This is a genomic window from Mesorhizobium sp. USDA 3734 (assembly GCF_056279665.1).
In genome coordinates this window covers 7,101,618-7,126,075 of record NZ_JBWCCW010000001.1, presented here as the reverse complement: position 1 = coordinate 7,126,075, position 24,458 = coordinate 7,101,618, and the positions used below count along the sequence as shown (strand labels likewise).

The 24,458-nt window shown below is 63.2% G+C and carries 19 protein-coding genes; 9 read left to right on the top strand and 10 right to left on the bottom strand.

Features of this window, described 5'->3' with window-relative positions:
• Positions 1–92 precede the first annotated feature (92 nt).
• Positions 93–788, bottom strand: coding sequence for an aspartate/glutamate racemase family protein (locus ACZ89F_RS34155; RefSeq protein ID WP_476096635.1), 696 nt, complete (start codon positions 786–788; stop codon positions 93–95).
• Positions 789–855: 67 nt separating this feature from the next.
• On the opposite strand from ACZ89F_RS34155, the gene ACZ89F_RS34150 reads away from it, so the two are divergent.
• Positions 856–1,101, top strand: a complete 246-nt coding sequence (locus ACZ89F_RS34150; RefSeq protein ID WP_476096634.1) for a type II toxin-antitoxin system Phd/YefM family antitoxin — start codon at positions 856–858, stop codon at positions 1,099–1,101.
• Between the two features lie 48 nt (positions 1,102–1,149).
• On the opposite strand, the gene ACZ89F_RS34145 is transcribed toward ACZ89F_RS34150, so the two are convergent.
• A complete protein-coding gene (locus ACZ89F_RS34145; RefSeq protein WP_476096633.1) occupies positions 1,150–3,333 on the bottom strand; it encodes a primosomal protein N' in 2,184 nt (727 codons plus the stop codon).
• 90 nt (positions 3,334–3,423) lie between these two features.
• Between ACZ89F_RS34145 and fsa the strand changes: the two genes are divergently transcribed.
• Positions 3,424–4,080, top strand: coding sequence for a fructose-6-phosphate aldolase (gene fsa, locus ACZ89F_RS34140; RefSeq protein WP_476096632.1), 657 nt, complete (start codon positions 3,424–3,426; stop codon positions 4,078–4,080).
• Positions 4,081–4,170: 90 nt separating this feature from the next.
• On the opposite strand, the gene ACZ89F_RS34135 is transcribed toward fsa, so the two are convergent.
• The 3 genes from ACZ89F_RS34135 to leuS all read right to left on the bottom strand — a co-directional run bounded on the left by ACZ89F_RS34135 (position 4,171) and on the right by leuS (position 10,367).
• A complete protein-coding gene (locus tag ACZ89F_RS34135) occupies positions 4,171–6,870 on the bottom strand; it encodes a DNA translocase FtsK (protein WP_476096631.1) in 2,700 nt (899 codons plus the stop codon).
• A gap of 289 nt (positions 6,871–7,159) precedes the next feature.
• Positions 7,160–7,741: an LPS assembly lipoprotein LptE gene (locus ACZ89F_RS34130; protein ID WP_476096630.1), complete on the bottom strand. Its 582-nt coding sequence runs from the start codon at positions 7,739–7,741 to the stop codon at positions 7,160–7,162.
• The gene (gene leuS, locus ACZ89F_RS34125; RefSeq protein WP_476096629.1) at positions 7,728–10,367 is read right to left on the bottom strand and encodes a leucine--tRNA ligase; all 2,640 of its coding nucleotides are present in this window, start codon (positions 10,365–10,367) and stop codon (positions 7,728–7,730) included. Before leuS ends, ACZ89F_RS34130 begins: the two co-directional genes overlap by 14 nt.
• A gap of 155 nt (positions 10,368–10,522) precedes the next feature.
• On the opposite strand from leuS, the gene ACZ89F_RS34120 reads away from it, so the two are divergent.
• Positions 10,523–11,185 carry a YggS family pyridoxal phosphate-dependent enzyme gene (locus ACZ89F_RS34120; protein WP_476096628.1) on the top strand — a complete coding sequence of 221 codons (663 nt, stop codon included), beginning with the start codon at positions 10,523–10,525 and terminating at the stop codon, positions 11,183–11,185.
• A 111-nt stretch (positions 11,186–11,296) separates the two neighbouring features.
• Positions 11,297–12,346 (top strand): aldo/keto reductase, encoded by a 1,050-nt coding sequence (locus tag ACZ89F_RS34115; protein WP_476096627.1) that lies wholly within the window; start codon positions 11,297–11,299, stop codon positions 12,344–12,346.
• Between the two features lie 44 nt (positions 12,347–12,390).
• Here the strand turns inward: ACZ89F_RS34115 and ACZ89F_RS34110 are convergent, their stop codons facing one another.
• Positions 12,391–13,299 (bottom strand): LysR family transcriptional regulator, encoded by a 909-nt coding sequence (locus ACZ89F_RS34110; protein WP_476096626.1) that lies wholly within the window; start codon positions 13,297–13,299, stop codon positions 12,391–12,393.
• 119 nt (positions 13,300–13,418) lie between these two features.
• Here ACZ89F_RS34110 and ACZ89F_RS34105 point away from each other — a divergent pair, with 119 nt between their 5' ends.
• Positions 13,419–14,600 carry an MFS transporter gene (locus tag ACZ89F_RS34105; RefSeq protein WP_476096625.1) on the top strand — a complete coding sequence of 394 codons (1,182 nt, stop codon included), beginning with the start codon at positions 13,419–13,421 and terminating at the stop codon, positions 14,598–14,600.
• A 57-nt stretch (positions 14,601–14,657) separates the two neighbouring features.
• Entirely contained in the window at positions 14,658–15,692 is a 1,035-nt protein-coding gene (locus tag ACZ89F_RS34100) for an aldo/keto reductase (RefSeq protein WP_476096624.1), read from the top strand.
• Between the two features lie 304 nt (positions 15,693–15,996).
• Here ACZ89F_RS34100 and ACZ89F_RS34095 read toward each other — a convergent pair whose 3' ends face one another.
• A complete protein-coding gene (locus tag ACZ89F_RS34095; RefSeq protein ID WP_109664371.1) occupies positions 15,997–16,269 on the bottom strand; it encodes an usg protein in 273 nt (90 codons plus the stop codon).
• Between the two features lie 317 nt (positions 16,270–16,586).
• Between ACZ89F_RS34095 and acs the strand changes: the two genes are divergently transcribed.
• A complete protein-coding gene (gene acs / locus ACZ89F_RS34090) occupies positions 16,587–18,542 on the top strand; it encodes an acetate--CoA ligase (protein WP_476096623.1) in 1,956 nt (651 codons plus the stop codon).
• Positions 18,542–19,291 (top strand): MOSC domain-containing protein, encoded by a 750-nt coding sequence (locus ACZ89F_RS34085; RefSeq protein ID WP_476096622.1) that lies wholly within the window; start codon positions 18,542–18,544, stop codon positions 19,289–19,291. Before acs ends, ACZ89F_RS34085 begins: the two co-directional genes overlap by 1 nt.
• Here ACZ89F_RS34085 and ACZ89F_RS34080 read toward each other — a convergent pair whose 3' ends face one another.
• From ACZ89F_RS34080 to ACZ89F_RS34070, 3 genes are all read right to left on the bottom strand, one after another.
• Positions 19,292–20,560, bottom strand: coding sequence for a class I SAM-dependent methyltransferase (locus ACZ89F_RS34080; protein ID WP_476096621.1), 1,269 nt, complete (start codon positions 20,558–20,560; stop codon positions 19,292–19,294).
• A gap of 368 nt (positions 20,561–20,928) precedes the next feature.
• On the bottom strand, positions 20,929–22,407 hold the full coding sequence (locus ACZ89F_RS34075; RefSeq protein ID WP_476096620.1) for a TadE/TadG family type IV pilus assembly protein: 1,479 nt from the start codon (positions 22,405–22,407) through the stop codon (positions 20,929–20,931).
• A gap of 293 nt (positions 22,408–22,700) precedes the next feature.
• The gene (locus tag ACZ89F_RS34070; RefSeq protein ID WP_476096619.1) at positions 22,701–23,570 is read right to left on the bottom strand and encodes a transglutaminase-like domain-containing protein; all 870 of its coding nucleotides are present in this window, start codon (positions 23,568–23,570) and stop codon (positions 22,701–22,703) included.
• 166 nt (positions 23,571–23,736) lie between these two features.
• Here ACZ89F_RS34070 and ACZ89F_RS34065 point away from each other — a divergent pair, with 166 nt between their 5' ends.
• A complete protein-coding gene (locus ACZ89F_RS34065) occupies positions 23,737–24,402 on the top strand; it encodes an HAD-IA family hydrolase (RefSeq protein WP_476096618.1) in 666 nt (221 codons plus the stop codon).
• The last annotated feature ends 56 nt before the right edge of the window (positions 24,403–24,458 follow it).

The following is a 24,458-nucleotide window of genomic DNA, read 5'->3' as shown; positions in this document are numbered from 1 at the left end:
GTCCCCTCGAAATGCCGATTTTGAAATTCCGGGCATTCTAGCGGAGGAAAACCCTCGCGCCAGATGGCATCAGGCACTTTAGGAGAAGCGCATCAGCTAAGCGCGAATTCGACCGCCGCCTCGGCATGGATGCGCGTCGTGTCGAAGACCGGGATGTCGAAATCCTGCTGGCCGATGAGCATGGTGATCTCGGTGCAGCCCATGATGACGCTGTCGGCAGCCTCGTCGCGGCGCAGGCGTTCGGTTTCGGCGATGTAGGCCGCCTTCGAGGCTTCCGTGACGATGCCCTGGCACAATTCCTCGTAGATGACACGGTGGACCATGTCGCGACCGGCCGCATTGGGCACCACGGGCCGCAGGCCGTATTTGTCGGCGAGCCGGCCCTTGTAGAAATCCTGCTCCATGGTGAAGCGGGTCGCCAGCAGCGCCGGGCGCTGCATGCCGGCGCGCTTGACCGCCATCGCGGTGGCGTCGGCGATGTGGATCAGCGGGATCGACACCGATTCCTGCACCTGGTCGGCCAGTTTGTGCATGGTGTTGGTGCACAAAAGCAGACCTTCCGCGCCGCCGGCCTCGAGCTTGAGCGCCGCTTCGACGAGAAGCACGCCGGCGCCGTCCCAGTCGCCATGATGCTGCCGCTCGGCGATCTCGGCGAAGTCGAACGACCAGAGCAGCAGTTTCGCCGAATGCAGGCCGCCCAGCCGCTCGCGCACGATCTCGTTGAGCAGGCGATAGTAGATGGCGGTCGATTCCCAGCTCATGCCGCCCAGAAGGCCAAGGGTTTTCATGATTGGCTGTTCCTTTTCCTGGGTAATCCCCGGTATCATGAACATATGAGACCATAAGGAGGTCGTCGTGAAAACAATTGAGCTTCGGCAGGCCAAGGTGGGGCTCTCGGCAATCGTCGAGGCTGCGGGAAACGGCGAACCAACCATCATTACGAGAAACGGCAAGCCGGCTGCCATGGTCGTCCCGGTTGCCGAAGGGCGAAAGCTTTATCCGCAAGACAGCCAGAAAAACTTCGCGGACCTTTTGCTTCGGTATCCGGGCGGCATCGAACTTGAGCGGAACGAATCGCCATTGCGAGATGTCGAACTTTGAGCGGCATTGATGAACCCATTCGCCGAGAGTGGCCCGGCGGCGTTCAACTCACAAAAAACTCTGCGGGTCGATGTCGACCTGCACCCTGACCGAGCCGCGCTGCTTCGGTCCATTGGCCAGCATCGCGCGAATAAACCCTTGCATGTCGGCGCGCCGCTCGCCCTGGATCAGCAGGCGGAAGCGGTGGCGGCCGCCGAGCAAGGACAGCGGCGCCTCCGCCGGCCCCAGCACGAACAAATCTGTCGCTTCGGGCGCGGCACGGCGCAGGCCGCGTGCATGGCCCTCGGCTTCCGCCCGCGTCACCGCGCTGACGATGACGCCTGCCAGCCGGCCGAAGGGCGGCAACGCCGCCCGTTCGCGCTCGGCAATCTCGCGCTCGTAAAAAGCCTCGGCGTCGCCCGACACGATCGCCCGCATCACCGGGTGGTCGGGCTGAAAAGTCTGCAGCAGGCCAAGGCTCTTCTTGCCGGTGCGGCCGGCGCGGCCGGTGACCTGGCTGAGCAACTGGAAGGTGCGCTCGGCGGCGCGCGGATCGCCATTGGCAAGGCCGAGATCGGCGTCGACGACGCCGACCAGTGTCATGTTGGGAAAGTTGTGGCCCTTGGCGACGAGTTGGGTGCCGATAACGATGTCGGCCTCGCCATCGGCGATCGCCTCCAGCTCCAGCCGCAGCCGCCGCACGCCGCCCATAAGGTCCGACGACAAAACGATGGTGCGCGCGTCGGGGAAATGCGTGACGACCTCCTCCGCGATGCGCTCGACACCAGGCCCGCAGGCGACCAGATGGTCGAGCGTGCCGCATTCCGGGCAGGCCTCGGGGCGGCGCTCATTGTGCCCGCAATGATGGCAGACGAGCTGGCCGCGAAAACGGTGCTCGACCAGCCAGGCCGAGCAGACCGGGCAGCCGAAGCGGTGGCCGCAGACCCGGCACAGCGTCAGCGGCGCATAGCCGCGCCGGTTGAGGAACAGCAGCGACTGCTCCTTCCTCTCCAGCGTCTGGCGCATCTGGTCGAGCAGCACCGGCGACAGGAAGCCGCCGCGCGCCGGCGGTGCGCGCCGCATGTCGATCGCCTTCAGATGGGGAAGAGCAGCCTCGGCGAAACGGGCAGAAAGAACGGCTCTGTTGTATTTACCTTGGCTGGCATTGACCCGGCTTTCGACCGACGGCGTCGCCGACGCCAGCACCACCGGAAAGCTGCCGATATGGCCGCGCACCACGGCCATATCGCGCGCGTTGTAGAAGACGCGGTCCTCCTGCTTGTAGGCAGGGTCGTGCTCCTCGTCGACGACGATCAGGCCGAGCTCTTTGAACGGCAGGAACAGCGCCGACCGCGCGCCGGCGACGACCCGCACGCCGCCCTCCGCCACTTGCCGCCAGACTTTTTCGCGCATCCGCGGCGGCAGATCGGAATGCCATTCGCCCGGCTTGGCGCCGAAACGCTGCTGGAAGCGCTCGAGAAAAGCATGCGTCAGCGCGATTTCCGGCAGCAGGATCAGCACCTGCTTGCCCTGGTCGAGCGCGGCCGCCACCGCCTCGAAATAAACCTCCGTCTTCCCCGAGCCGGTGACGCCGTCGAGCAGCGCGACGTTGAACACGCCGGCTGCGACATTGGCGCGCAGCATCAGCGCCGCGTCGCTCTGGTCCGGCATCAGTTCCGGTATGGCGTAGCTGGAATCGGGCGCAGCCACCACCGGGCGGGGCGGGATCATCACCGTCTCGAACACGCCTTGCGCCCTCAGACCGTCGATCACCGTCGATGACACCCCCGCGGCATGCGCGAGGCCGGATCGCGTCCAGGCAAGCCCGCCTTCGGCCGTCTCCAGCACGCGCTCCCTTGCACTCGTCATCCTGTCGGGCACGAGAAGCGTGCGCTGCAGCCCCTCGATCCACGGTTCGGGATCGAAAGCCTCCGGCGCCCGAAGCAGCATGCGCGCCACCATGCCTGGCGGCGACAGCGTGTACTGCGCCACCCAGTCGACGAAGCGGCGCATGGCGCGGTCGATCGGCGGGCAGTCGAAGACCTGTTCGATGGGTCGCAGCTTCTTCGCGTCGATCTTCTCGACCGCGCCATCCCAGACAATGCCGGCGACCTGGCGCGGGCCGAGCGGCACGCGCACGATCGAGCCCGGCACCACGCGCATGCCGGCGGGCACGGCATAGGTGTAGGGGCGTTCGGCGGGCATCGGCACCAGCACCGGTGCGGCTGCGACAAAGGGCGAATCTTCGATCATGAGGCGTGACCTTGCCCTGACTTTGGTCTAGATCAAAGGCCGACCCCGAATGTGCATGGCATGCACATGAAAATCTTCAGGAGACCCGCCATGAAATTTTTTGTCGACACCGCCGACATCAAGGATATCCGTGAGCTGAACGATCTGGGACTGCTCGACGGCGTCACCACCAACCCGTCGCTGATCCTGAAATCGGGCGGCAAGATCGCCGACGTCACCAAGCAGATCTGCGATATCGTCAAAGGTCCGGTCTCGGCGGAGGTCGTGGCTACCGAATTCAAGGACATGATGGCGGAGGCCGAGATATTGGCCAAGATCGCGCCCAATGTCTGCATCAAGGTGCCGCTGACGCTCGACGGCCTGAAGGCCTGCAAGACGATCCGCACCGAGATGAACCGTATGGTCAACGTCACGCTGTGCTTCTCGGCCAACCAGGCGCTGCTGGCGGCCAAGGCCGGCGCTTCCTTCATCTCGCCCTTCGTCGGCCGCGTCGACGACACCGGCGCGGACGGCATGGAGCTGATCCAGGAGATTCGGCAGATCTACGACAATTACGATTTCCAGACCGAGATCCTCGTGGCTTCGGTTCGCACCGTGAACCATGTCAAGCAGGCAGCCCTGATCGGCGCCGATGTTGTGACCGCGCCGCCGGCGACGCTGAAGGCCTTGGTCAAGCACCCGCTGACCGACAAGGGCCTGGAACAGTTCCTCGCCGACTGGGCAAAGACCGGCCAGAAGATCGGCTGAGGACGCACCCCTTTCAATTAAAAAAGGCCGGGCAACCGGCCTTTTTTAATGCGCTTCAGGCGAAACCGCGTCGCCAAAGGAGCCCGCCGGTCAATCCGCGCTGTCATCGTCAGGCGCGGTTGCCTGCTGGCGCCGTCCCATGATGATTTCGCGTTTGCCGACATGGTTGGGTGTGCCGACCAATCCTTCCTTTTCCATGCGCTCGACCAGGGATGCGGCGCGGTTGTAGCCGATGCCCAGGCGCCGCTGGATGTAGGACGTCGAACACTTCTTGTCGCGCACCACCACCTTGACCGCCTCATCGTAGACGGCATCGCTGTCTTCGGCTGCAACGGATCCCTTGTCGAAGACCGCGCCCTGGTCGTCTTCGATTTCTTCCTCATCCTCGTCGGCTGTAACGGTTTCCAGATATTCGGGGCGGCCCTGCGCCTTCAGATGCGCCACGACATGCTCGACTTCCGCATCGGAAACAAAGGGCCCATGCACGCGGGAAATGCGCCCGCCGCCCATCATGTGCAACATGTCGCCCTGGCCAAGCAGCTGTTCGGCGCCCTGCTCGCCCAGGATGGTGCGGCTGTCGATCTTGGATGTCACCTGGAAGGAGATCCGGGTCGGGAAATTGGCCTTGATCGTGCCCGTGATGACATCGACCGAGGGCCGCTGCGTGGCCATGATCAGGTGAATGCCGGCAGCGCGCGCCATCTGCGCCAGACGCTGGATGGCGCCTTCGATCTCCTTGCCGGCAACCATCATCAGGTCGGCCATCTCGTCGACGATGACGACGATGTAGGGCATCGGCGCAAGGTCGATTTCCTGCTGCTCGAAAAGCGGTTCTCCGGTGCCCTTTTCGAAGCCTACCTGCACGGTCATGACAACCGTCTCGCCCTTGTCGCGGGCTTGGGCGGCGCGCTCGTTGTAGCCGTCGATGTTGCGCACACCGAGCCGCGCCATCTTGCGATACCGGTCCTCCATTTCGCGCACCGCCCATTTGAGCGCGGTGACGGCTTTCTTGGGATCCGTGACAACGGGCGTCAGGAGATGCGGGATTCCGTCATAGACGGAGAGTTCGAGCATCTTGGGATCGACCATGATCAGCCGGCATTCTTCCGGCTTCAGCCGGTAGAGCAACGACAGGATCATGGTGTTGATGGCAACCGACTTGCCGGAGCCGGTGGTTCCGGCCACGAGCAAATGAGGCATCTTCGCCAGCTCGGCGATAACAGGCTCGCCCCCGATCGTCTTGCCCAAGCAAAGCGCCAGCTTGCAGCTGGTCTTGCGGAAGCCCTCCGATTCGATCAGCTCCCGGAAATAGACGGTTTCGCGGGTCTCGTTCGGAAGCTCGATGCCGATCACGTTGCGGCCAGGCACGACGGCGACGCGCGCCGAAATCGCCGACATGGAGCGGGCGATATCATCGGCAAGCCCGATGACACGGGAGGATTTGACGCCCGGCGCCGGCTCGAACTCATAGAGCGTGACGACCGGGCCGGGGCGAACATGGATGATCTCGCCGCGCACGCCGAAATCTTCGAGCACGCTCTCCAGCAGATCGGCGTTCTGCTCAAGCCGCTCCTGCGACATGTAGAAGCCTTGTCCCTCCGGTGGCTGCTGCAACAGGTCTTCCGGGGGAAGCTCATAGGGATCGCCCGATTTTGATGGCCCGATTTTGCCGGTCCGAGGCAGGCGCGAGGAAGGGCGCGTGGCTGCGACCCGGACAGTGGCGTCTCCACTTGCGACGGCGGGCACCGCATCGCTCGCTGCGGCGGGGATTGCAGCGGGCTGGGCCTGCAGTGATGCGTTGCTTGCTGGTACTTCAGGCTGAGCGAGAGCCTCGTTAGAGTTAGCCGGCAAAACGTCCGGCAACGGTTTCGAGGCCTGGCCCGGAAGGCACTCGATAACACGAAACAGCGAGGTGGCATCGGCCGCTATCGGCGGGCGGATGTCGACCCGCGCAACGGCGACAAGCACTGCGGCGACCGGTGCAGGCGAGGTTGGGCTGGCCTGCCGGGCCTGGGATGAAATATCGACCAGATAGGGCGCCATAGCCTCGAAGAAGGCGTGATCCGAAAGATAGGGCCAGCGCAGTTTTTCAGGAGCAGCCGGTTTGATCTGGGCGCCCGGAGCGGCGACCGCGCGCGCCGAGGCTCGTCCCGTTGCGGTCGTCATTGGCGCAACGATTGGCGCCTTCTCTCTGGCGCGGCTCGGGGGAACGAAAGTCGCAGCCGGCGGTGACGACCTGTGCGTGGCGGCTCCGCGGCCGGCCAGCGGCTGGGAGGCGGAGCTTTTCACCGATGCCGGCAACGCCAGGAGCGAGGGCGTAGAGGATGCCTCATCGACCATGGGTTGCGCGACTGCTTGCTGCGTTGGGAGCGCGTCTGCATTGCCTTGCTCGACGACGCGCTCGTGCTGCGGACGATTCTTCTTGGCCTCATAGTCTGGCGTGCGGGTAAAACGCACGTTGGGTGCGAGGAAGAAATATTCCTGCCAGGCAGGACTTTCGATATCGCCGATTTTCGTGGGCGTGTTGCTCGCCTCCGCGCTACCCCTGGGCTCCATATAGGGCCGCTTGTTGCCGCCGAGATCGACAACCGGTGCGGAATAGCCGGCCTGGTGTGTGCCGGGCTGCCGGCTATCCAGTCCCTTGTGCGCCAGACGATCAAGAGCGCCTGTGGCGGCTGAAGAAATTCGCTGATCGCCCCTGACGCCGATGCCTTCGAAACACTTCCCCTCGGGATCATCGGGCGATGCCGCCTTCGACAAATTGACCCGGGAAAAACGCCTGGCTTCCATTCTCAAGACTCACTCTGCAATGTCTGCCGAGCAATAGGGAGCGAGTGGTTAACAGTTGCTTCCCGGATGGATCGCCGACGGTCCTGAGGCAGCAAAAATTATCGTGACAGCGTCGACAAGCGACGCGGCTGGATCGTCAACTTACAGCGCAAACGCTGGTGGCGCGCTCGCTGTGCTGGGGGCTGATGGCGTATCTTCGCGGCGATGCCGGACGATCTCGATTCGGGGAACATGATCGTGATCTCACGATCATCCCATCATGCTTGGTGCGCTAGGCCGATGAGCAGCGCTAGCCTGCCGTCTTGCTGTGCCTGACCAGATCCTGGGCGATGGACAGCTGAAGCGCTTCCGCCAGCTCGCGCGCGGCGCGGTTCTCGGCGTCGATCTGCGCCCGGTATGCGGCGAACTCCTGACGCGGCCTGTCGAAGGACGAGGTGATCGAACGCTTGCCGGATGCGATCACCACACCGGTCTTTGCGTCGGCCAGCGTATAGGTGCCGGTCAGCGTCACGGAACCGGCGGTCGGTTCGTCCTGGTCGGTTCCGACCTGCACAAGTGCCGAGGACTCGACGGCTTCGGTCACGCCTAAAGCGAGCGAATAGGCCGGTGAGGCTGGCTCGCCGGCGCCTCGTCCAAACCCGAAAATCAAATTGTTGCGCACCTGCTGGCCGTAACGCGAGCCGACCGGCTTGATGGCGATCGACGCCAGTTCGGCACTGGCGCTGGCCTGCGATCCCGATAGCGGCGCACTGGAATAGAGCGGCCGCACCGTGCAGGCCGAGACAAGCGCAAGCGAGCTGACCAAGCCGGCGAGCGCGACGCGGCGCAGCAAACGGCTCAGCTCTGTCTTTTCCGGCTCAGGCAACGACATTGACGATCCTCTGCGGCACGATGATCACCTTGCGCGGAGCCTTACCTTCGAGTGCTTTCTGCACGAAGTCGAGAGCCAATACCGCTTTTTCGACCGCACCTTGGTCCGCGTCGCGGGCAATTGTCAAATCCCCCCGCTTCTTGCCGTTGACCTGTACCGGATAGGTGACTTCGTTGTCGACGACCAGCGCCGGATCGAAGACCGGCCACGGCCGTTCGGCAACCAGATCGGTGCCGCCGAGCGTTTCCCAGCACTCCTCGGCCAGATGCGGCATGACCGGCGCGATCAGATGCACGAGAATCTCCACGGCCTGCCGGCAGGCGCCTTTCAGCGCTGCATCGGCCTTGCCTTCGGCCACCTCGTTGAGCGGCGTGGTCAGCGCGTTGGCCAGTTCGTACATGCGGGCGATGGCGCGGTTGAAAGCGAGCTTCTCGATATCCTCGCCGACCGCCTTCAGGATCTTGTGCGCGGCCTTGGAAACCACCGCGGCCTCGCCGCTGCCGGCCGCCGCGGGCTTGACGCCGGCCAGCGTCTCGGCCGCCGTCGACACCAGGCGCCAGATGCGCTGGATGAAGCGATGCGCGCCGGCGGCGCCATCGTCGGTCCATTCGACATCGCGCTCGGGCGGCGAATCCGACAGCATGAACCAGCGCGCCGTATCGGCGCCGTAGCCATCGGTGATGTCTTCCGGGCTCACCGTGTTCTTCTTCGACTTCGACATCTTTTCCAGCGGGCCGATGGTGACGGCCTCGCCGGTGGCGATGTCGATGGCGCTGCGCTTGCCGTCGACATCCTCCAGCCGGACCTCGGTGGGCGCCAGCCAGCGGCCGTTCGATGCCGAGCCGACGCGATAGGTTTCGTGCACCACCATGCCTTGCGTGAACAGGCCTTTGAACGGCTCGGCCAGATCGACATGGCCGGTCTCACGCATGGCGCGGGTGAAGAAGCGCGAATAGAGCAGGTGGAGGATCGCGTGCTCGATGCCGCCAATATACTGATCGACCGGCAGCCATTCATTCGCCGCCATGGGATCGGTCGGTTCATGCGCCCACGGCGCGGTGAAACGGGCAAAATACCAGGACGAATCGACGAACGTGTCCATCGTGTCGGTTTCGCGCCGCGCATCCCTGCCGCATTGCGGGCACTTCACATGGCGCCATGTCGGATGCCGGTCGAGCGGATTGCCCGGCCGGTCGAAATCGACATCGTCCGGCAGCTTGACCGGCAGGTCGGCCTTCGGCACCGGCACCACCCCGCAATCCTCGCAATGGATCATCGGGATCGGGCAGCCCCAGTAGCGCTGGCGCGAAATGCCCCAGTCGCGCAGGCGGAAATTCACCTTGCGCTCGGCCATCGGCCGGTTGCCGATCGTCTTCTGCTCCAGCAGCTTCGCCACCTCGGCGAAAGCCTGGTCCGGCTTCATGCCGTCGAGGAAGCGCGAATTGATCATCACGCCGTCGCCGTCATAGGCCTCTTCGATGATCTGGAACCTCGCCGGATTCTCGCCTTCCGGCATCACCACCGGAATCACCGGCAGGCCGTATTTGTTGGCGAAGTCGAGGTCGCGCTGGTCGCCGGACGGGCAGCCGAAGATGGCGCCGGTGCCGTATTCCATCAGCACGAAATTGGCGACGTAGACAGGCAGCGTCCATGAATCGTCAAACGGATGGACGACACGGATACCGGTGTCAAAGCCCTTCTTCTCGGCCGTCTCCAGCGCCGCCACCGAGGTGCCCATATGACGGACCTCCTCGATAAACTTCGCCAACGCCGGATTGCTCTCGGCGGCTTTTTTGGCCAACGGATGATCGGCGGCGACAGCCATGAACGAAGCGCCGAAGATGGTGTCGGGCCTTGTCGTATAGACTTCCAGCTCATGCTCGCCGTTGCCAATCTTGCCAGCATCTGGAACAGCCAGCGGCCAGCGGATCAGCAGGCCTTCCGAGCGGCCTATCCAGTTCTGCTGCATCAGCTTCACTTTTTCCGGCCATTCGTCGAGACCGTCGAGCGAATCCAGCAGGTCCTGCGCAAAGTCGGTGATCTTGAAGAACCACTGCGTCAGTTCGCGCTGTTCGACCAGCGCGCCCGAACGCCAGCCGCGCCCGTCGATCACCTGCTCGTTGGCGAGCACGGTCATGTCCTCCGGATCCCAGTTGACCTTGGAGGATTTGCGCGTCACCAGCCCCTTCTCGACGAAATCGAGGAACAGCATCTGCTGGCGGTGATAGTAGTCGACGTCACAGGTGGCGAATTCGCGCGCCCAGTCCAGCGACAGGCCCATGACCTTGAGCTGCTCGCGCATGGTGGCGATGTTCTGGTAGGTCCATTCCTTGGGATGGACCTTGTTTTGCATCGCCGCGTTTTCGGCCGGCATGCCGAAGGCGTCCCAGCCCATCGGGTGCAGCACGTTGAAACCCTTGGCCCGCTTGTAGCGCGCCACCACGTCACCCATCGTGTAGTTGCGGGTGTGGCCGATATGGATGCGCCCCGACGGATAGGGGAACATCTCCAGCACGTAGTATTTCGGGCGCGGATCGTCATTATGCGCCTCGAACAGCTTCTTGGCGTCCCAGGCCTTCTGCCATTTGGGTTCTGACGCGCGCGGATTGTATCGTTCGGTTGCCATGGGACGTTTTTCACTTAAAAGCATGCGCGAACCGCGGGCGACAGCTCGGCAGTTCAGGGAATGTGGTCCGGGTGTTCACCATGGTTTGGCAAACCCGTCAACCATATGGGTATCGCGTCTGACAAAAACGCGGGCCAAAACAGCAGGATTTGCATATGGGCGATGCCGTTCAGCAGTTTTTCGCGGTCAAGGCGAAGATCGCCGCCGCTGAGCGCGAGGCCGGTCGCGAGGCTGGCGCGGTGACGCTGGTCGCGGTTTCCAAGACCTTTGACGCCGCCGAGATAAGCCCCGTCATCGAGGCCGGCCAGCGCATCTTCGGCGAGAATCGCGTGCAAGAGGCGCAAGGCAAATGGCCGGCGTTGAAGGATGCATTTCCGGATATCGAGCTGCATCTGATCGGCCCGCTGCAATCGAACAAGGCCAGGGAAGCGGTGGCGCTGTTCGACGTCATCGAAACGGTCGATCGCGAGAAGATCGCCGCCGAACTCGCCAAGGAGATCGCGAAGCAGGGGCGGGCACCAAGACTCTACGTCCAGGTCAACACCGGCTCCGAACCGCAGAAGGCCGGCATCGAGCCGCGCGAGGCGGTCGCTTTCGTCGTCCGCTGCCGCGACGTGCATGGCCTCGCCATCGAAGGCCTGATGTGCATCCCACCGGCCGACGAAAATCCCGGGCCGCACTTCGCCTTGCTGGAGAAGCTCGGCAAGGAAGCTGGCGTCGCCAAACTGTCGATGGGCATGTCCGGCGACTACGAAACGGCAATCGCCTTCGGCGCCACCAGCGTCCGGGTCGGTTCGGCGATCTTCGGCAGCCGGTAACACGCCAAGGCCTTTAGACCAATTTTGGCAAGCTCGTTGCTCCAAGACTGGAAACGAAACGTACCGTTCCTATTTGCTTTGTGCCATCACAAACTCTCTGGAGCCTCCACCATGCGTTATAACCAGCTTGGAAATACGGGGATGTTCGTCTCCGAACTCTGCCTCGGCACCATGACCTTCGGTGCTGCCGGTGAAAATGCCCAATGGGGCCTGATCGCCAGCCTCGACCAGAAGGGCGTCAATGAGATTGTTGCCCATTCGCTCGCCGCCGGCGTCAATTTCTTCGACACGGCCGACGTCTACTCCTTCGGCCAATCCGAGCGCCTGCTGGGTCAGTCGCTCAGGGATCTCGGCGTCAACAGGCAGAACGTGGTCATCGCCACCAAGGCGCATGGCGCCATGGGCGAAGGCCCCAACCAGCGCGGCTCGTCACGCGGCCACATCATGGACTCGGTCGACGCCAGCCTCGAGCGGCTGCAACTCGACCATATCGATCTCTACCAGCTGCACGGCACCGACACCGTGACGCCGATCGACGAGACGCTGCGGGCACTGGACGATCTGGTCGCCAGCGGCAAGGTCCGCTATGTCGGCGTCTCCAACTGGGCGGCATGGCGCATCGCCAAGGCGCTCGGCATCGCCGAGCGCAAGGGCTTCGCCCGTTTCGAGACCGTCCAGTCCTATTATTCGATCGCCGGCCGCGACCTCGAGCGCGAGATCGTGCCGTTGCTCAACGAGGAGAAGCTCGGCCTGATGGTGTGGTCGCCGATGGCCGGCGGCCTGCTGTCCGGCAAATACGGCCCCGGCGCACCGGGCAATGGCGAAGGCCGCCGGGCCAGCTTCAACTTCCCGCCGGTAAACGAGGATCGCGCCTGGGCGGCCGTCGCCGTCATGCGCGAAATCGCCAAAAAGCATGATGTCAGCGTCGCCACGGTGGCGCTCGGCTATGTCCTGGCCAAGCCCTTCGTGATGAGCGTCATCATCGGCGCCAGCCGCATGGAGCAGCTGGAGCAGAACCTTGCCGCGACCCAACTGAAGCTCGACACCGACGATCTGGTTCGTCTCGACGAGGTCAGCGCCCTGCCGTCCGAATATCCCGGCTGGATGCTGGAGCGTCAGGCAGCGGGCCGTCGCCCGGCGCCATTCACGCCGAAAGCATAACGCAGCCCAGGCTGACATCCCGGGAGCCCGTGGCTCCGGGGATGTCAGGTAAGCCGGACGCTCTCGCCGAGAAAATCGAGAAAGGCGCGCACCCGCGCCGGCAGGTGCCGGCCCTGGCCGACATAGACGGCGTGGGTGGGCTCCTCGTCGCCCGGATTGAATGCCTCCAGCAGCGACACCAGCCGGCCGGCTGCGATATCGGACGCCACATGCCAGCGGGCCAGCCGGGCGATGCCGGCGCCAGCCAGCGCCATCAGCCGCATCGCTTCGCCATCGCTGACCAGCGTGTTGCCGGTGATCGGAACCATGACGGCGCGGCCCTCCGCGTCGAGGAACGGCCAACCGTCGACATGCCGTACAAAACCGAAACCCATGCGGTTGTGCCTGTCGAGATCGGCTGGCGTCAGCGGCATGCCGTGCGTATCGAGGTAAGAAGGTGCTGCAACGACGACCACCGGGCTTTGCCCGAGCTTGCGCGCCACCAGCCGTGACTCGCTCAGCGGTCCGGCACGGATGGCGACATCGGCGCGTTCGGCCATCAGATCGATGACGCTGTCGGTCAGCACCAGATCGACCGAAATCTCGGGGTAGCGTTCGAGGAAGCGCGGCAGCAGCGGGATCAGCCGATGCACCCCGAAGGGCACGTAGCTGTTGACGCGCAGCCGTCCGCGTGGCGCCGCACCCGCCGCTGCCTCCTGCTCGGCCGCCGCCATGTCGGCGAGGATGCGCAGGCTGCTCTCGTAGAACGCTGTGCCTTCCGGCGTCAGTTGCAGCTTTCGCGTCGAGCGGCTGACCAGCCGCGCGCCAAGCCTGGCCTCCAGCCGCGCAATCAGCTTGCTCACCGCCGACGGCGTCATGTGCAACGCGCGTGCGGCGGAGGAAAAACTGCCTTCCTCGACGACGCGCACGAACACTTCGATCTCGCCGGAGCGATTGATGTCGGACCTGGCCATTTGTGAATCTATTTCACAGAAAATGTGCCCAAGGCAAGTCTGGTTCACAATGCAGGGCAACACGATCTTTCGGGTCGGGGCGCGGGACGGCGCTCTTCGTCATCGAAGTGGAAACCGCCATGCCTCTTGCTCTCTACGCCCTCGCCGCCGGTGCCTTCGGCATTGGCGTCACCGAATTCGTCATCATGGGTCTGCTGCTCGATGTCAGCAAGGATCTCGGCGTTTCGATCTCGGCCGCCGGCCAGCTCATTTCTGGTTATGCGCTTGGCGTCGTCATCGGCGCGCCCCTGCTGACCATCGCCACCGGCAACTGGCCGCGAAAGACCGTGCTCCTTGCGCTGATGGCGATCTTCACGCTTGGCAATCTCGCCTGTGCGCTGGCACCCGACTACTGGACGCTGATGGGCGCCCGCATCATCACCGCCTTTGCCCACGGCACCTTCTTCGGCGTCGGCTCCGTCGTCGCCACCGGCCTGGTCGCGCCCAACAAGAAGGCCTCGGCGATCGCGCTGATGTTCACCGGCCTGACCATCGCCAACATCCTCGGCGTGCCCTTCGGCACCTGGCTCGGCCAGGCCTTTGGCTGGCGGGCGACCTTCTGGGCGGTGACATTGGTCGGTCTGGCGGCCTTCGCCGTCATCCTGGCTCTGGTGCCACGCAGCCCGACGGCGCCCGAAAAGAGCGACCTTCGCGCCGATCTCGCCGTGCTGCGCCGCACGCCCGTCCTGCTCGGTCTTGCCACCACCGTGCTCGGCTATGCCGGTGTCTTCGCCGTCTTCACCTATATCGCGCCGTTGCTGACCGAGATAAGCGGCTTCAAGGAAGCAGCCGTGTCGCCGATCCTGCTCGTCTTCGGCGGCGGTCTCATCGCCGGCAATTTGCTTGGCGGCAAGATCGCCGACCGCTGGCTGGTGCCGGCCGTGCTGGGAAGTCTCGTGGTGCTGGCACTGGTGCTCGCCACCATGACCTTCGCCATCCACAGCCAGGTCATGGCCGTCATCTATGTCGGCCTGCTCGGCGCTGCCGCCTTCGCCACCGTGGCGCCGCTGCAGATGTGGGTGCTGGACAAGGCGCAAGGTGCGGGCCAGAGCCTCGCCTCGTCCTTCAACATCGCCGCCTTCAATCTCGGCAATGCGGCAGGCGCCTGGCTTGGTGGCGCGGTCATTGCCCACGGGCTTGGTCTCGGTTCCCTCACCTGGGTCGCCGCCCTGCTGCCGCTCGCGGCACTCGGCGTGGCGGGACTGGCGCTGCGTCTCGATCGTACCGCCACGCTCGGCGAGCCTGCCTCCATCCGGTCGTGACCGTCCTCGGCAAACCCGCTTTCGACACCCTCATTCCACACCACCAGGAGTAAAAAGATGGACTATCGACGTCTCGGTGCATCGGGCTTGAAAGTGCCCGCACTCTCATTCGGCGCGGGGACCTTTGGCGGTTCCGGCCCGCTATTCGGCGCCTGGGGCAACAGCGACGCCAGGGAAGCGCGGCGGCTGATCGACATCTGCCTGGAGGCCGGCGTCAACTTGTTCGACACGGCCGACGTCTATTCGAACGGCGCTTCGGAAGAGGTGCTTGGCGAAGCCATAAAAGGCCGCCGCGACGCCGTGCTGATCTCGACCAAGACCTCGCTGCCGATGGGCGATGGGCCGGCCGACTACGGCTCGTCCCGTTCGCGGTTGATCAGATCCGTCGACGCCGCGTTGAAACGTCTCGGCACCGATTACATCGACCTTTTGCAGCTGCATGCCTTCGATGCCGGCACACCGATCGAGGAGGTTCTGTCGACGCTGGACGAGCTCATGCGCACCGGCAAGCTGCGCTATGTCGGCGTCTCCAATTTCTCCGGCTGGCAAGTGATGAAGTCGTTGGCGCAAGCCGACAGCCAAGGCTATCCGCGCTATGTCGCGCATCAGGTCTATTATTCGCTGGTCGGCCGCGACTATGAGTGGGAGTTGATGCCGCTCGGCCTCGACCAGGGCGTCGGCGCGCTGGTGTGGAGCCCGCTCGGCTGGGGCCGCCTGACCGGCAAGATCCGCCGTGGCCAGCCTTTGCCGGAAAAGAGCCGGCTGCACGAAACGGCGAGCTTCGGGCCGCCGGTCGAGGACGAGCATCTCTACCGGGTCATGGATGCGCTCGACGCGGTGGCGCAGGAAACCGGCAAGACCGTGCCACAGATCGCGATCAACTGGCTGCTGCAGCGCCCGACCGTTTCCTCCGTTATCATCGGCGCCCGCAACGAAGAACAGCTGCGCCAGAATCTCGGCGCCGTTGGCTGGAATTTGACGCCGGAGCAGATCAGGACACTCGACGCGGCAAGCGAAGTCACAGCGCCCTACCCGTATTTCCCCTATCACCGCCAGGAAGGTTTCGCCCGGCTCAATCCGCCGGCGGTTTGATTAAGTCGCAGTCCTGCGTTCCGGAACCGCCATAGACATTGGAGGTAGCCGTAGCCCCTCAACTTCGTCATCCACGGGCGGAGCAGCCGCGAAGCGGCGTCGCGAAGACCCGAGGACCCATGCCGCGACCTTGGCCGTAAAGTGCAGCGGAGCAGAATTCTGCACCGTTGTGACGTTTCGGAGTCCCAGCATGGATCCTCGGGTCTGCGCCGCGTCGCTTCGCTCCTTGCTTCGCCCGTGGATGACGACGTGATGGGCGTTTGCGCCAACCACTAGTGGTCGATAAAATGCCTGCCTACCGATCTCAGTGCAGCACGAACTCGCCATCGACCTTGCGCCATTCATTCGGCGCGATCAGCTTCTGATGCGTATAGCTGATCGAATGCAGCGGCCCGTCCAGCTTGGCCTTCCAGAATTCGATGAATTTGATCAGCACCGGAAATTGCGGCGCCAGGTCGTAGTCCTGCCAGATGAAGCTCTGCAGCAGATGGGGATGGTCGGGGAAATGATAGAGAATCTTGGCCGTAGTCAGGCCATAGCCTTTGAGCATCAGGTCCATTTCGGAATGGTCGCGCATGACAGTCCCCCTTGGGCGGTCCGTGGTTGAGTCTCCTTTCCTCCCAACGTCAGAGTGTGCGCGCCGTTGCTTAACTGTCTATTGATTTTTCCTGATCGAAAACAGGTTTTCCGCGCGAAAACATGCAGTTAGCAGCGAGCTTGTCCGAGTGCTGACAGCCCCTGGAGAAGCCACCTGCGGCATCCCGCCGCGCGAATCCAACGTCTAATATTGCGATGACGGACGAACTGGTAATAATGCCGCCGAATTCGCGGCAGCTTTGTCGCGATCCCGCCGGCGTTTCAAGCCGGCGGATTGGTTTGGGAGGAAGTGAAGAAATGTCCGAGGTTCATGTCCATCGCGTCCAGCCGGCGTGGAAGAAAAACGCGCTGATCGACAATGACACCTACCTGAAATGGTATGCCGACAGCGTCAAGAACCCGGACAAGTTCTGGGGCAAGCACGGCAAGCGCATCGACTGGTTCAAGCCCTTCAGCAAGGTCAAGAATACCTCCTTCGACGGCAAGGTCTCGATCAAATGGTTCGAGGACGGGCTGACCAACGTCTCGGTCAACTGCATCGACCGGCACCTGAAGAAGCGCGGCGACCAGACCGCCATCATCTGGGAAGGCGACAATCCCTACGACGACAAGAAGATCACCTACAACGAGCTTTACGAGCATGTCTGCCGGCTCGCCAATGTGATGAAGAAACACGGCGTCAAGAAGGGTGACCGCGTCACCATCTACATGCCGATGATCCCGGAAGCGGCCTATGCGATGCTGGCCTGCACGCGCATCGGCGCCATCCACTCGATCGTCTTCGGCGGCTTTTCGCCGGACGCGTTGGCCGGCCGCATCGTCGATTGCGAATCGACCTTCGTCATCACTGCCGACGAAGGCCTGCGCGGCGGCAAGGCCATTCCGCTGAAGGAGAACACCGACAAGGCGATCGACATCGCCGCCAAGAATTTCGTCATGGTCAAGAACGTCGTCGTCGTGCGCCGCACCGGCGGCAAGGTCGGCTGGGCACCGGGACGCGACGTCTGGTACCACGACGAGATCGCCACGGTGAAGGCCGAATGCAAGCCCGAAAAGATGAAGGCCGAGGATCCGCTGTTCATCCTCTACACCTCGGGCTCGACCGGCAAGCCGAAGGGTGTGCTGCACACCACCGCCGGCTATCTCGTCTACGTCTCGATGACGCACCAATATGTCTTCGACTACCATGACGGCGACATCTACTGGTGCACCGCCGATGTCGGCTGGGTCACCGGCCACAGCTACATCGTCTACGGGCCGCTCGCCAACGGCGCCACCACGCTGATGTTCGAAGGCGTGCCGAACTATCCGTCGCAATCGCGCTTCTGGGACGTCATCGACAAGCACAAGGTCAACATCTTCTACACCGCGCCGACGGCGCTGCGCGCGCTGATGGGCGCCGGCGACTCCCATGTGAAGAAGACATCGCGCAAGTCGCTGCGCGTGCTGGGTTCGGTCGGCGAGCCGATCAATCCGGAAGCCTGGGAGTGGTATTTCAACATCGTCGGCAACGGCAAGGTGCCGATCGTCGACACCTGGTGGCAGACCGAGACCGGCGGCATCCTGATCACGCCGCTGCCCGGCGCCACCGACCTCAAGGCAGGTTCGGCGACGCGGCCGTTCTTCGGCGTCAAGCCGCAGCTGGTCGACGGCGAGGGCAAGGTGCTGGAGGGAGCGGCCGACGGCAATCTGTGCATCACCGATTCCTGGCCCGGTCAGATGCGCACCGTCTATGGCGATCATGACCGCTTCATCCAGACCTATTTTTCCACATACAAGGGCAAGTACTTCACCGGCGACGGCTGCCGCCGCGACGCCGACGGCTATTACTGGATCACCGGCCGCGTCGACGACGTCATCAACGTCTCCGGGCACCGCATGGGCACGGCAGAAGTCGAATCCGCACTGGTCAGCCACGACAAGGTTTCGGAAGCCGCCGTCGTCGGCTATCCGCACGACATCAAGGGCCAGGGCATCTACTGCTACGTCACGCTGATGGGCGGCGAGCAGCCGACCGAGGAGTTGCGCAAGGAACTGATCGCCCATGTCCGCAAGGAGATCGGCGCCATCGCTTCGCCCGACAAGATCCAGTTCGCGCCCGGCCTGCCGAAGACGCGCTCGGGCAAGATCATGCGCCGCATCCTGCGCAAAATCGCCGAGGACGATTTTTCAGCCCTCGGCGACACCTCGACGCTGGCCGACCCGGCCGTCGTCGAAGACCTGATTGCCAACCGGCAGAACAAGAAGGCTTGATGCAGCACGAGGCCGCACTGGGCACCGTCAGTGAGCTCTGGCGCTATCCGGCGAGTTCGCTTGCCGGTGAGCGCTTGGAAACAATCTCGGTCGACGTCGAGAGCATCGACGGCGACCGCCTGTTCGGCCTTGTCGACGTGTCCGACAATGAAATCGCCCGGCCGGACCGCGACGCGAAATGGCACAAGGTGCCGCGCATCCGCACTCGGCTGTCGCCTGCCCGCGAACTCGAGATCGCCGTCCCGGACGGCGGCTGGCTGGCTGCGCCGGGTATCGAGAGCGACCGCGCGGTGTCGGCCTATCTCGGCTTCGAAGCCTCGATCCGACCGTTTCGCCAAGAGAATGCCGCGCCTGGCTATTCCGGCCCGCTGACCACGGAGCGCTACCGCAAGGCGCCGATCCATCTGTTGACCACGGCTTCGCTGGCGCGCCTGAAGGCATTGCATCCGGAAGGCAGCCCCGACCCGCGCCGTTTTCGTCCCAACGTCGTCGTCGACATGGCGGCAATCGAAGGGTCGTTTCCGGAGACGGAATGGATCGGCCGCAAGCTGGCGATCGGCGACCTGTTGCTGACCATCTCGGAACCTTGCCGCCGCTGCGGTTTCACCATCATCGCCCAGGATGGCTTCGACAATGATCCCGGCATCCTGCGCAATCTGGTCCGCCACAACGCACACAATCTCGGCGTCTATTGCACGGTCGATCAGCCGGCCAGCGTCGAGGTCGGCGACACGATGCGCTTCATCTGATCATTGGTACAGATCCGCCCGCGTCGGCGGCAGCCCGCTCGGGCCACGCGCGCGCTTGGTGACGACGGTCTGGAAAATCTGTGCCGAGGCGCGTTCGAAGGTGATCGAACAGCCAGTCAGGTAAAGCAGCCACAGCCGCGCCTTGGCTTCGCCCACCTCGACGATTGCCTCACCGAAGCGTGCATGCAGGCGCTCGGCCCACAGCCTGCAAGTGCGGGCATAGTGCTCGCGCAGGTTCTCGACATCGTGGACCAGAAAACCATGCGCCTCGAGATTGCCGAGCGTCATGCCGATGGTGTCGAGTTCACCACCGGGGAAGATATATTTGATCAGCGCCTTGTATTCTGGTCCCTTGCGCAGGGTTCTCTTGATGTCGCCCTTGCTGCGCCTGGTGATGGCGTGATGCAGATAGATGCCGCCCGGCTTCAGCAGCCGATGGACGGTGGAGAAGTAGGCGGCGTGGTTGGCGAGCCCCAGATGCTCGAACATGCCGATCGACGATATCTTGTCGAAGGTACCAGTAAGTTCGGCGTAGGATTTTATCTCGATCGTGATCCTGTCCTCCAGTCCCTCGGCGCGAATGCGCTCACGGGCGAGTTTCGTCTGGGCTTCCGACAGCGAGACGCCGTGGCCGGTGATGCCGTAATTTTTCGCGGCATGGATCAACATCGCTCCCCAGCCACAGCCTATGTCGAGCAGTCTTTCGCCGGGCTTCAGCCGCAGCTTGCGACAGATATGGTCGAGCTTGTCGACCTGCGCCTCATCGATGCTGTTGGCGAAATCCTTGAAGTAACCGCAGCTGTAGACCATGCGTTCGTCGAGGAAGAGCCGATAGAAGGCATTCGAGATGTCATAGTGATGCCGGATCGCTTCCTGGCTCGAACCGCTGACGAAGGGATTGCGCCCCGAAAGATCAGTCCGCGCCGTCATCTGTTTCCTTGAAAACAGCACGGCTGGCAGATCACGCAGGATCGCCAGCTTCGGCAATGTCTTGAGTTTCGTCCTGAGTTTGCCTTGCGAAGGTAGGGCGTAGAAATCAAACAGCGATCCGTCTTCGATGTCGACCGCCTTGGAAGTCCAGATCTCGATCAGCGTCGAGAAGGTGGGACGGCGAACCATCTGCCACACAATGTCCGGGTCGTTGACGGTGAGCACAGGGCCGGTGGTGGGACCGATCCGTTCCCCGGTCCACAGCTTGACAGCAAAGCCCGGTTTCAGCGTTTCAACAACCGTTCGAACGATCCGCGCGGCCTTGTCGGTGGGGTCCATGCTTCCTCCCAGAAGCCAGACCACCAATGTTGTCTGTTTGCCCCTGGACTGCAAGCCGCCCGTCTGGCCAGCCTGTCTGGAAAGACACACACCCGCCTTTTTGAGGGTGGCACCTTGCCATTTCCCAAATGAGACCCCATCATCTCTGTGTGTTCAACAAATCGAAAGGAGGTGATCCGATGTCGAGTGATTTCGTTTTCCAGAACGTGGCCTCAGCGGATTGCACTTTCGGGAAGCAGTCTTCCCGTTAAGGCGCGAGATGCGCGGCGGGTGACCTCTTGGGGTCGCCGCCATAGGGCCGCGCCACGGACGGAAACACGGAAGGCCGCCGGCTTCGCAAGAAGCGGCGGCCTTTTCCTTTTTGCGGATCACTGGGTCAGGACGACCTTTTCAGTGTTGCGGATGATTTCCTGAAAGGCGTCGTTCAATTCCACCCCGGTGGACACCTCGAAATAATGTCTCGCGGCGGCGGAGGTGTCTTTCGACGAACAGTCCTTCAGCACCGCCTTTGCCTGGTCTCGCTCGGTCGCCGACATGTCCTTGTCGTTCAGATCGAAGCCGATGGTGAAAATCTCGATGCCGTCATTTTTCATGTTGCCGCACAGCGTTTCGGCGTTGCCGCGCGCCAGGTTGCCCTGGCTGTTGTAGCTGCCCCCCGCACCGGCGAAGGCGGTGTTGAACTGGCCATCGGTCATCAGGATCGCGACCTTGGCAATCTTCTTCGCATTGGGATCCGAGGCGCCTTTGCCGAGACCGGCATTCTCGATCGCGGCGCGCCATTGCGGCGACAGCATGTAGTAGGTCCACTGAATGGCGATCGCGCCGGCCGTATAACCACCGGCCTGGAAGTCGTCGATCGAATCCAGCAATGCATCGGAATCCGCGGTCAGCGGGATCACTTCCGCATCAGGGCACCTGTTCATTCCCCCACCACTGAGATGATCATCCCGGTTGACCAGGGCATAATATTTCTTGCCGGTCCTGTCCGTGCGAACCGTCTCTGGCCCGTCGGCGCTCAAATCCGCATCGCCGTTTTTGTCCTTGCGCTCCGTCGTGCAATTATCGGGGTGTGGCATCGCCGCGCCAACAATGGAGATGTAATCGTTGTAGGATGGCAGCAGATCCTTGCCCGTCTTGGCGACGAGAAGCGAACTGCCGGCGACCGGTGGCAGCTCAGAGCTCCCTTGGTTCTCGGCATAGACGTTTTCCGCCAGCTTGCCGGCGTTCACGCCAGATGCGTAGGGCACAATCGCGACGCGGATGCGGGGGTTCTTCGGATCCTGGTTCTGCAGCATCGTCTGAACGGCGTTTCTTGCAGCTGCTTTCAGATCGCCGATCTTGTCGACCTTGCCCCGCTTCGCCATCGATCCTGTTATGTCGAGCATCATCGCCACTTCGACGGTCTTGTCCGAATAGAGCGCCGTTGTGGAAGCGGTGACGCGTTTCATGTCACCCGTGCCAAAAATCGGGAAATACAGCGCGACATCGACATGGGCGTCGGCTTGGACCGTCTTGGCGGTACTGTTGACCGTCAGTCTGTCGAGCACGATCTGGTCGACCTGCAGGACGCCTGCCGTGCTGTTGGCATCGAGAAAGGCCTGAATCGATTTGTTGGCATCGGCCTCCTTGATGGCGCCGGTCGTCAGGTCGCGTGCGGTCGATGTCACGGCGGCGTCGACCACGCCCTGCAGGCTCGATCTGGCATTGTACAGCTGAGAGACGTTGACGGAAAAGCCAACGCCCAGCGCCAAGACCGAGGCAGCAAGGCCGAACAGGACTGCGAAATTTCCACTGCGATCCCCGGCAAACCCGCCGATCGCATGAACAAACCCCCCGTAATTCCGCATCCTGCAGCCTCCGCTCGCCTCGGCCTCGTCGCCGTGGAAAGGCCAGTGCAGGAATCCGGCCGGATTGCGCGGTCGCCTCCGCGCAGCCCAGGATCAGGCAATCAAGCTGTTGTTTTTGCTTGGGTTGCGAAGGATGTAAGGTAAACAATGGGTAAACGGAAATCCAAGGAAGCGACTTCGTTTACGAAGCGCTTACCATGATCGACGGCATGTCGATCCGGGTCCCGATCCGGCACAGAGGCTCAAGGGATGCAGTGTCTCGAAGCGGATCAGAATCCCGGCTGCGAACAGCTCTATGCCAGCATCTGCGCGCTGACCGTCCTGTCGATGCCGTGATAGGGCGGGTTGAACAGATTGCCTTCCTGTTCGTAGGTCCACACCTTGAACAGGCTGAGCCGGTGCGGGCCGAAGCTGTGCAGCAGCGGCACGTCGGTGGCGTCGCGGCCGCGCGCGATGACGACACGGCCGGTCCTGGGCGTGTTGTGGCGGGCATCGAACGTGTACCATTTGCCGTCGAGAAACACTTCCAGCCAGGCCGAGAAATCCATCGGCGCCGGATCGACCGGCACGCCGATATCACCGAGATAGCCGTTCACATAGCGCGCCGGAATGTTCATGCAGCGGCAAAGCGTGATCGCCAGATGGGCAAAGTCGCGGCAGACGCCGACCCGCTCCTCATGCGCCTGAGCCGCGGTGCGGGTTGAGCGGGCATAGCCATAGCCGAAGGACAGCCGGTTGTGGACATAGTCGACGATCGCCTGCACGCGCGCCCAGCCCGGCGGGAGATGGCCGAAGAGCTGCCAAGCCAAGCCGCTCAGATGATCCGTCTCGCAATAGCGGCTGCCCAGGAGATAGAAGAGCACCTCGTCGGGCAGGTCCGCCACCGGCACTTCCCTGGCCAGCGTATTGACCTCGTCCGTCTCGCCGCTGTCCTCGACGACCGCGTCATACAGGATGCGAAAACCACCGGCGGGCGCGGTGAAGCGGCGGCAGGCATTGCCATGCAGATCGTGGTAGAGCTTCGTCGGCACCGAAGGCGAGGTCAGGACGCGGGTCTGCCGCTTGATGTCGGCCTGGCGGTCCTTGTGAATCTCGAGCAGCGAAATCACCGGGGTGGCCTCGCTGCATTCAATGGCGATTTCATAGCCGAGCCGGATCAGCATCGCGTTCCCCCTTCGATCGTCGTGGAAAACAGTTTTGCTCAAACGCGAAAAGACTGGCTATGGTTCCCGGGGCCGATCGAAAAGCCCGGCCCATGTCTTCCCCTGCCGTCGCCGAGACGTTAGGTTCGGGAACGCCACAAGCGCTCCCCCGGACTCAAGGAAAATCATGTATTCAGGCAGAAAATTCGCGGCCTTCCTCTTCGATATGGACGGCACGCTCATCAATTCCATCGCCTCGGCGGAACGGGTGTGGAGCGATTGGGCACGCCGCCAGGGCCTCGACGTCGCCGCCTTCCTGCCGACGATCCACGGCGTGCGGGCGATCGAGACCATCACCGGCCTGGCACTCCCGGGCGTAGACCCGGCGTACGAGGCTGATCTGCTGCTGAAGGCCGAGGCAGCCGATCTGGATGGCATTCTCCAGATCGCCGGCGCAGCCGCATTTCTCGATTCGCTGCCCCCCGAGCGCTGGGCGATCGTCACCTCCGCGCCGCGCGAACTGGCGCTGTTGCGCATGAAGGCTGCCGGCATCCCTGTCCCGGGCGTCCTCGTCGCGGCCGAAGATGTTTCGCGCGGCAAGCCGGCGCCCGATTGCTTCCGGCTTGGCGCGGAACGGCTCGGCTTCGACGCGCGCGATTGCCTCGTGTTCGAGGATGCTCCGGCTGGTATCACCGCAGCCGAGGCGGCGGGTGCTTCGGTCATGGTCATCAACGCCACGCACAAGCATCCGATGCCAACGCAACATGCTGCGATCACTGGTTATGAAACTGTCAGCATCACCGTCGACGAGCGTGGCTGGATCGCGCTTGAGCCGCAACGCAGCGCCGCCTGAAGATGTAGCGCAACGCCGTTTAAAAGTGTGTTGAGATTCAGGTCAGGCTGAGTCGA

What these genes read in the sequence shown, in the direction of transcription:
- fsa (WP_476096632.1), top strand. Translation starts at nt 3,424, where the DNA reads ATGAAATTTTTTGTCGACACCGCCGACATCAAGGATATCCGTGAGCTG.
- ACZ89F_RS34120 (WP_476096628.1), top strand. Translation starts at nt 10,523, where the DNA reads ATGGGCGATGCCGTTCAGCAGTTTTTCGCGGTCAAGGCGAAGATCGCC.
- ACZ89F_RS34085 (WP_476096622.1), top strand. Translation starts at nt 18,542, where the DNA reads ATGCAGCACGAGGCCGCACTGGGCACCGTCAGTGAGCTCTGGCGCTAT.
- leuS (WP_476096629.1), bottom strand. Translation starts at nt 10,367, where the DNA reads ATGGCAACCGAACGATACAATCCGCGCGCGTCAGAACCCAAATGGCAG.
- ACZ89F_RS34115 (WP_476096627.1), top strand. Translation starts at nt 11,297, where the DNA reads ATGCGTTATAACCAGCTTGGAAATACGGGGATGTTCGTCTCCGAACTC.
- ACZ89F_RS34070 (WP_476096619.1), bottom strand. Translation starts at nt 23,570, where the DNA reads ATGCTGATCCGGCTCGGCTATGAAATCGCCATTGAATGCAGCGAGGCC.
- ACZ89F_RS34095 (WP_109664371.1), bottom strand. Translation starts at nt 16,269, where the DNA reads ATGCGCGACCATTCCGAAATGGACCTGATGCTCAAAGGCTATGGCCTG.
- ACZ89F_RS34135 (WP_476096631.1), bottom strand. Translation starts at nt 6,870, where the DNA reads ATGGAAGCCAGGCGTTTTTCCCGGGTCAATTTGTCGAAGGCGGCATCG.
- ACZ89F_RS34075 (WP_476096620.1), bottom strand. Translation starts at nt 22,407, where the DNA reads ATGCGGAATTACGGGGGGTTTGTTCATGCGATCGGCGGGTTTGCCGGG.
- ACZ89F_RS34155 (WP_476096635.1), bottom strand. Translation starts at nt 788, where the DNA reads ATGAAAACCCTTGGCCTTCTGGGCGGCATGAGCTGGGAATCGACCGCC.
- ACZ89F_RS34100 (WP_476096624.1), top strand. Translation starts at nt 14,658, where the DNA reads ATGGACTATCGACGTCTCGGTGCATCGGGCTTGAAAGTGCCCGCACTC.
- ACZ89F_RS34110 (WP_476096626.1), bottom strand. Translation starts at nt 13,299, where the DNA reads ATGGCCAGGTCCGACATCAATCGCTCCGGCGAGATCGAAGTGTTCGTG.
- ACZ89F_RS34130 (WP_476096630.1), bottom strand. Translation starts at nt 7,741, where the DNA reads ATGTCGTTGCCTGAGCCGGAAAAGACAGAGCTGAGCCGTTTGCTGCGC.
- ACZ89F_RS34065 (WP_476096618.1), top strand. Translation starts at nt 23,737, where the DNA reads ATGTATTCAGGCAGAAAATTCGCGGCCTTCCTCTTCGATATGGACGGC.
- ACZ89F_RS34105 (WP_476096625.1), top strand. Translation starts at nt 13,419, where the DNA reads ATGCCTCTTGCTCTCTACGCCCTCGCCGCCGGTGCCTTCGGCATTGGC.
- ACZ89F_RS34145 (WP_476096633.1), bottom strand. Translation starts at nt 3,333, where the DNA reads ATGATCGAAGATTCGCCCTTTGTCGCAGCCGCACCGGTGCTGGTGCCG.
- ACZ89F_RS34080 (WP_476096621.1), bottom strand. Translation starts at nt 20,560, where the DNA reads ATGGACCCCACCGACAAGGCCGCGCGGATCGTTCGAACGGTTGTTGAA.
- acs (WP_476096623.1), top strand. Translation starts at nt 16,587, where the DNA reads ATGTCCGAGGTTCATGTCCATCGCGTCCAGCCGGCGTGGAAGAAAAAC.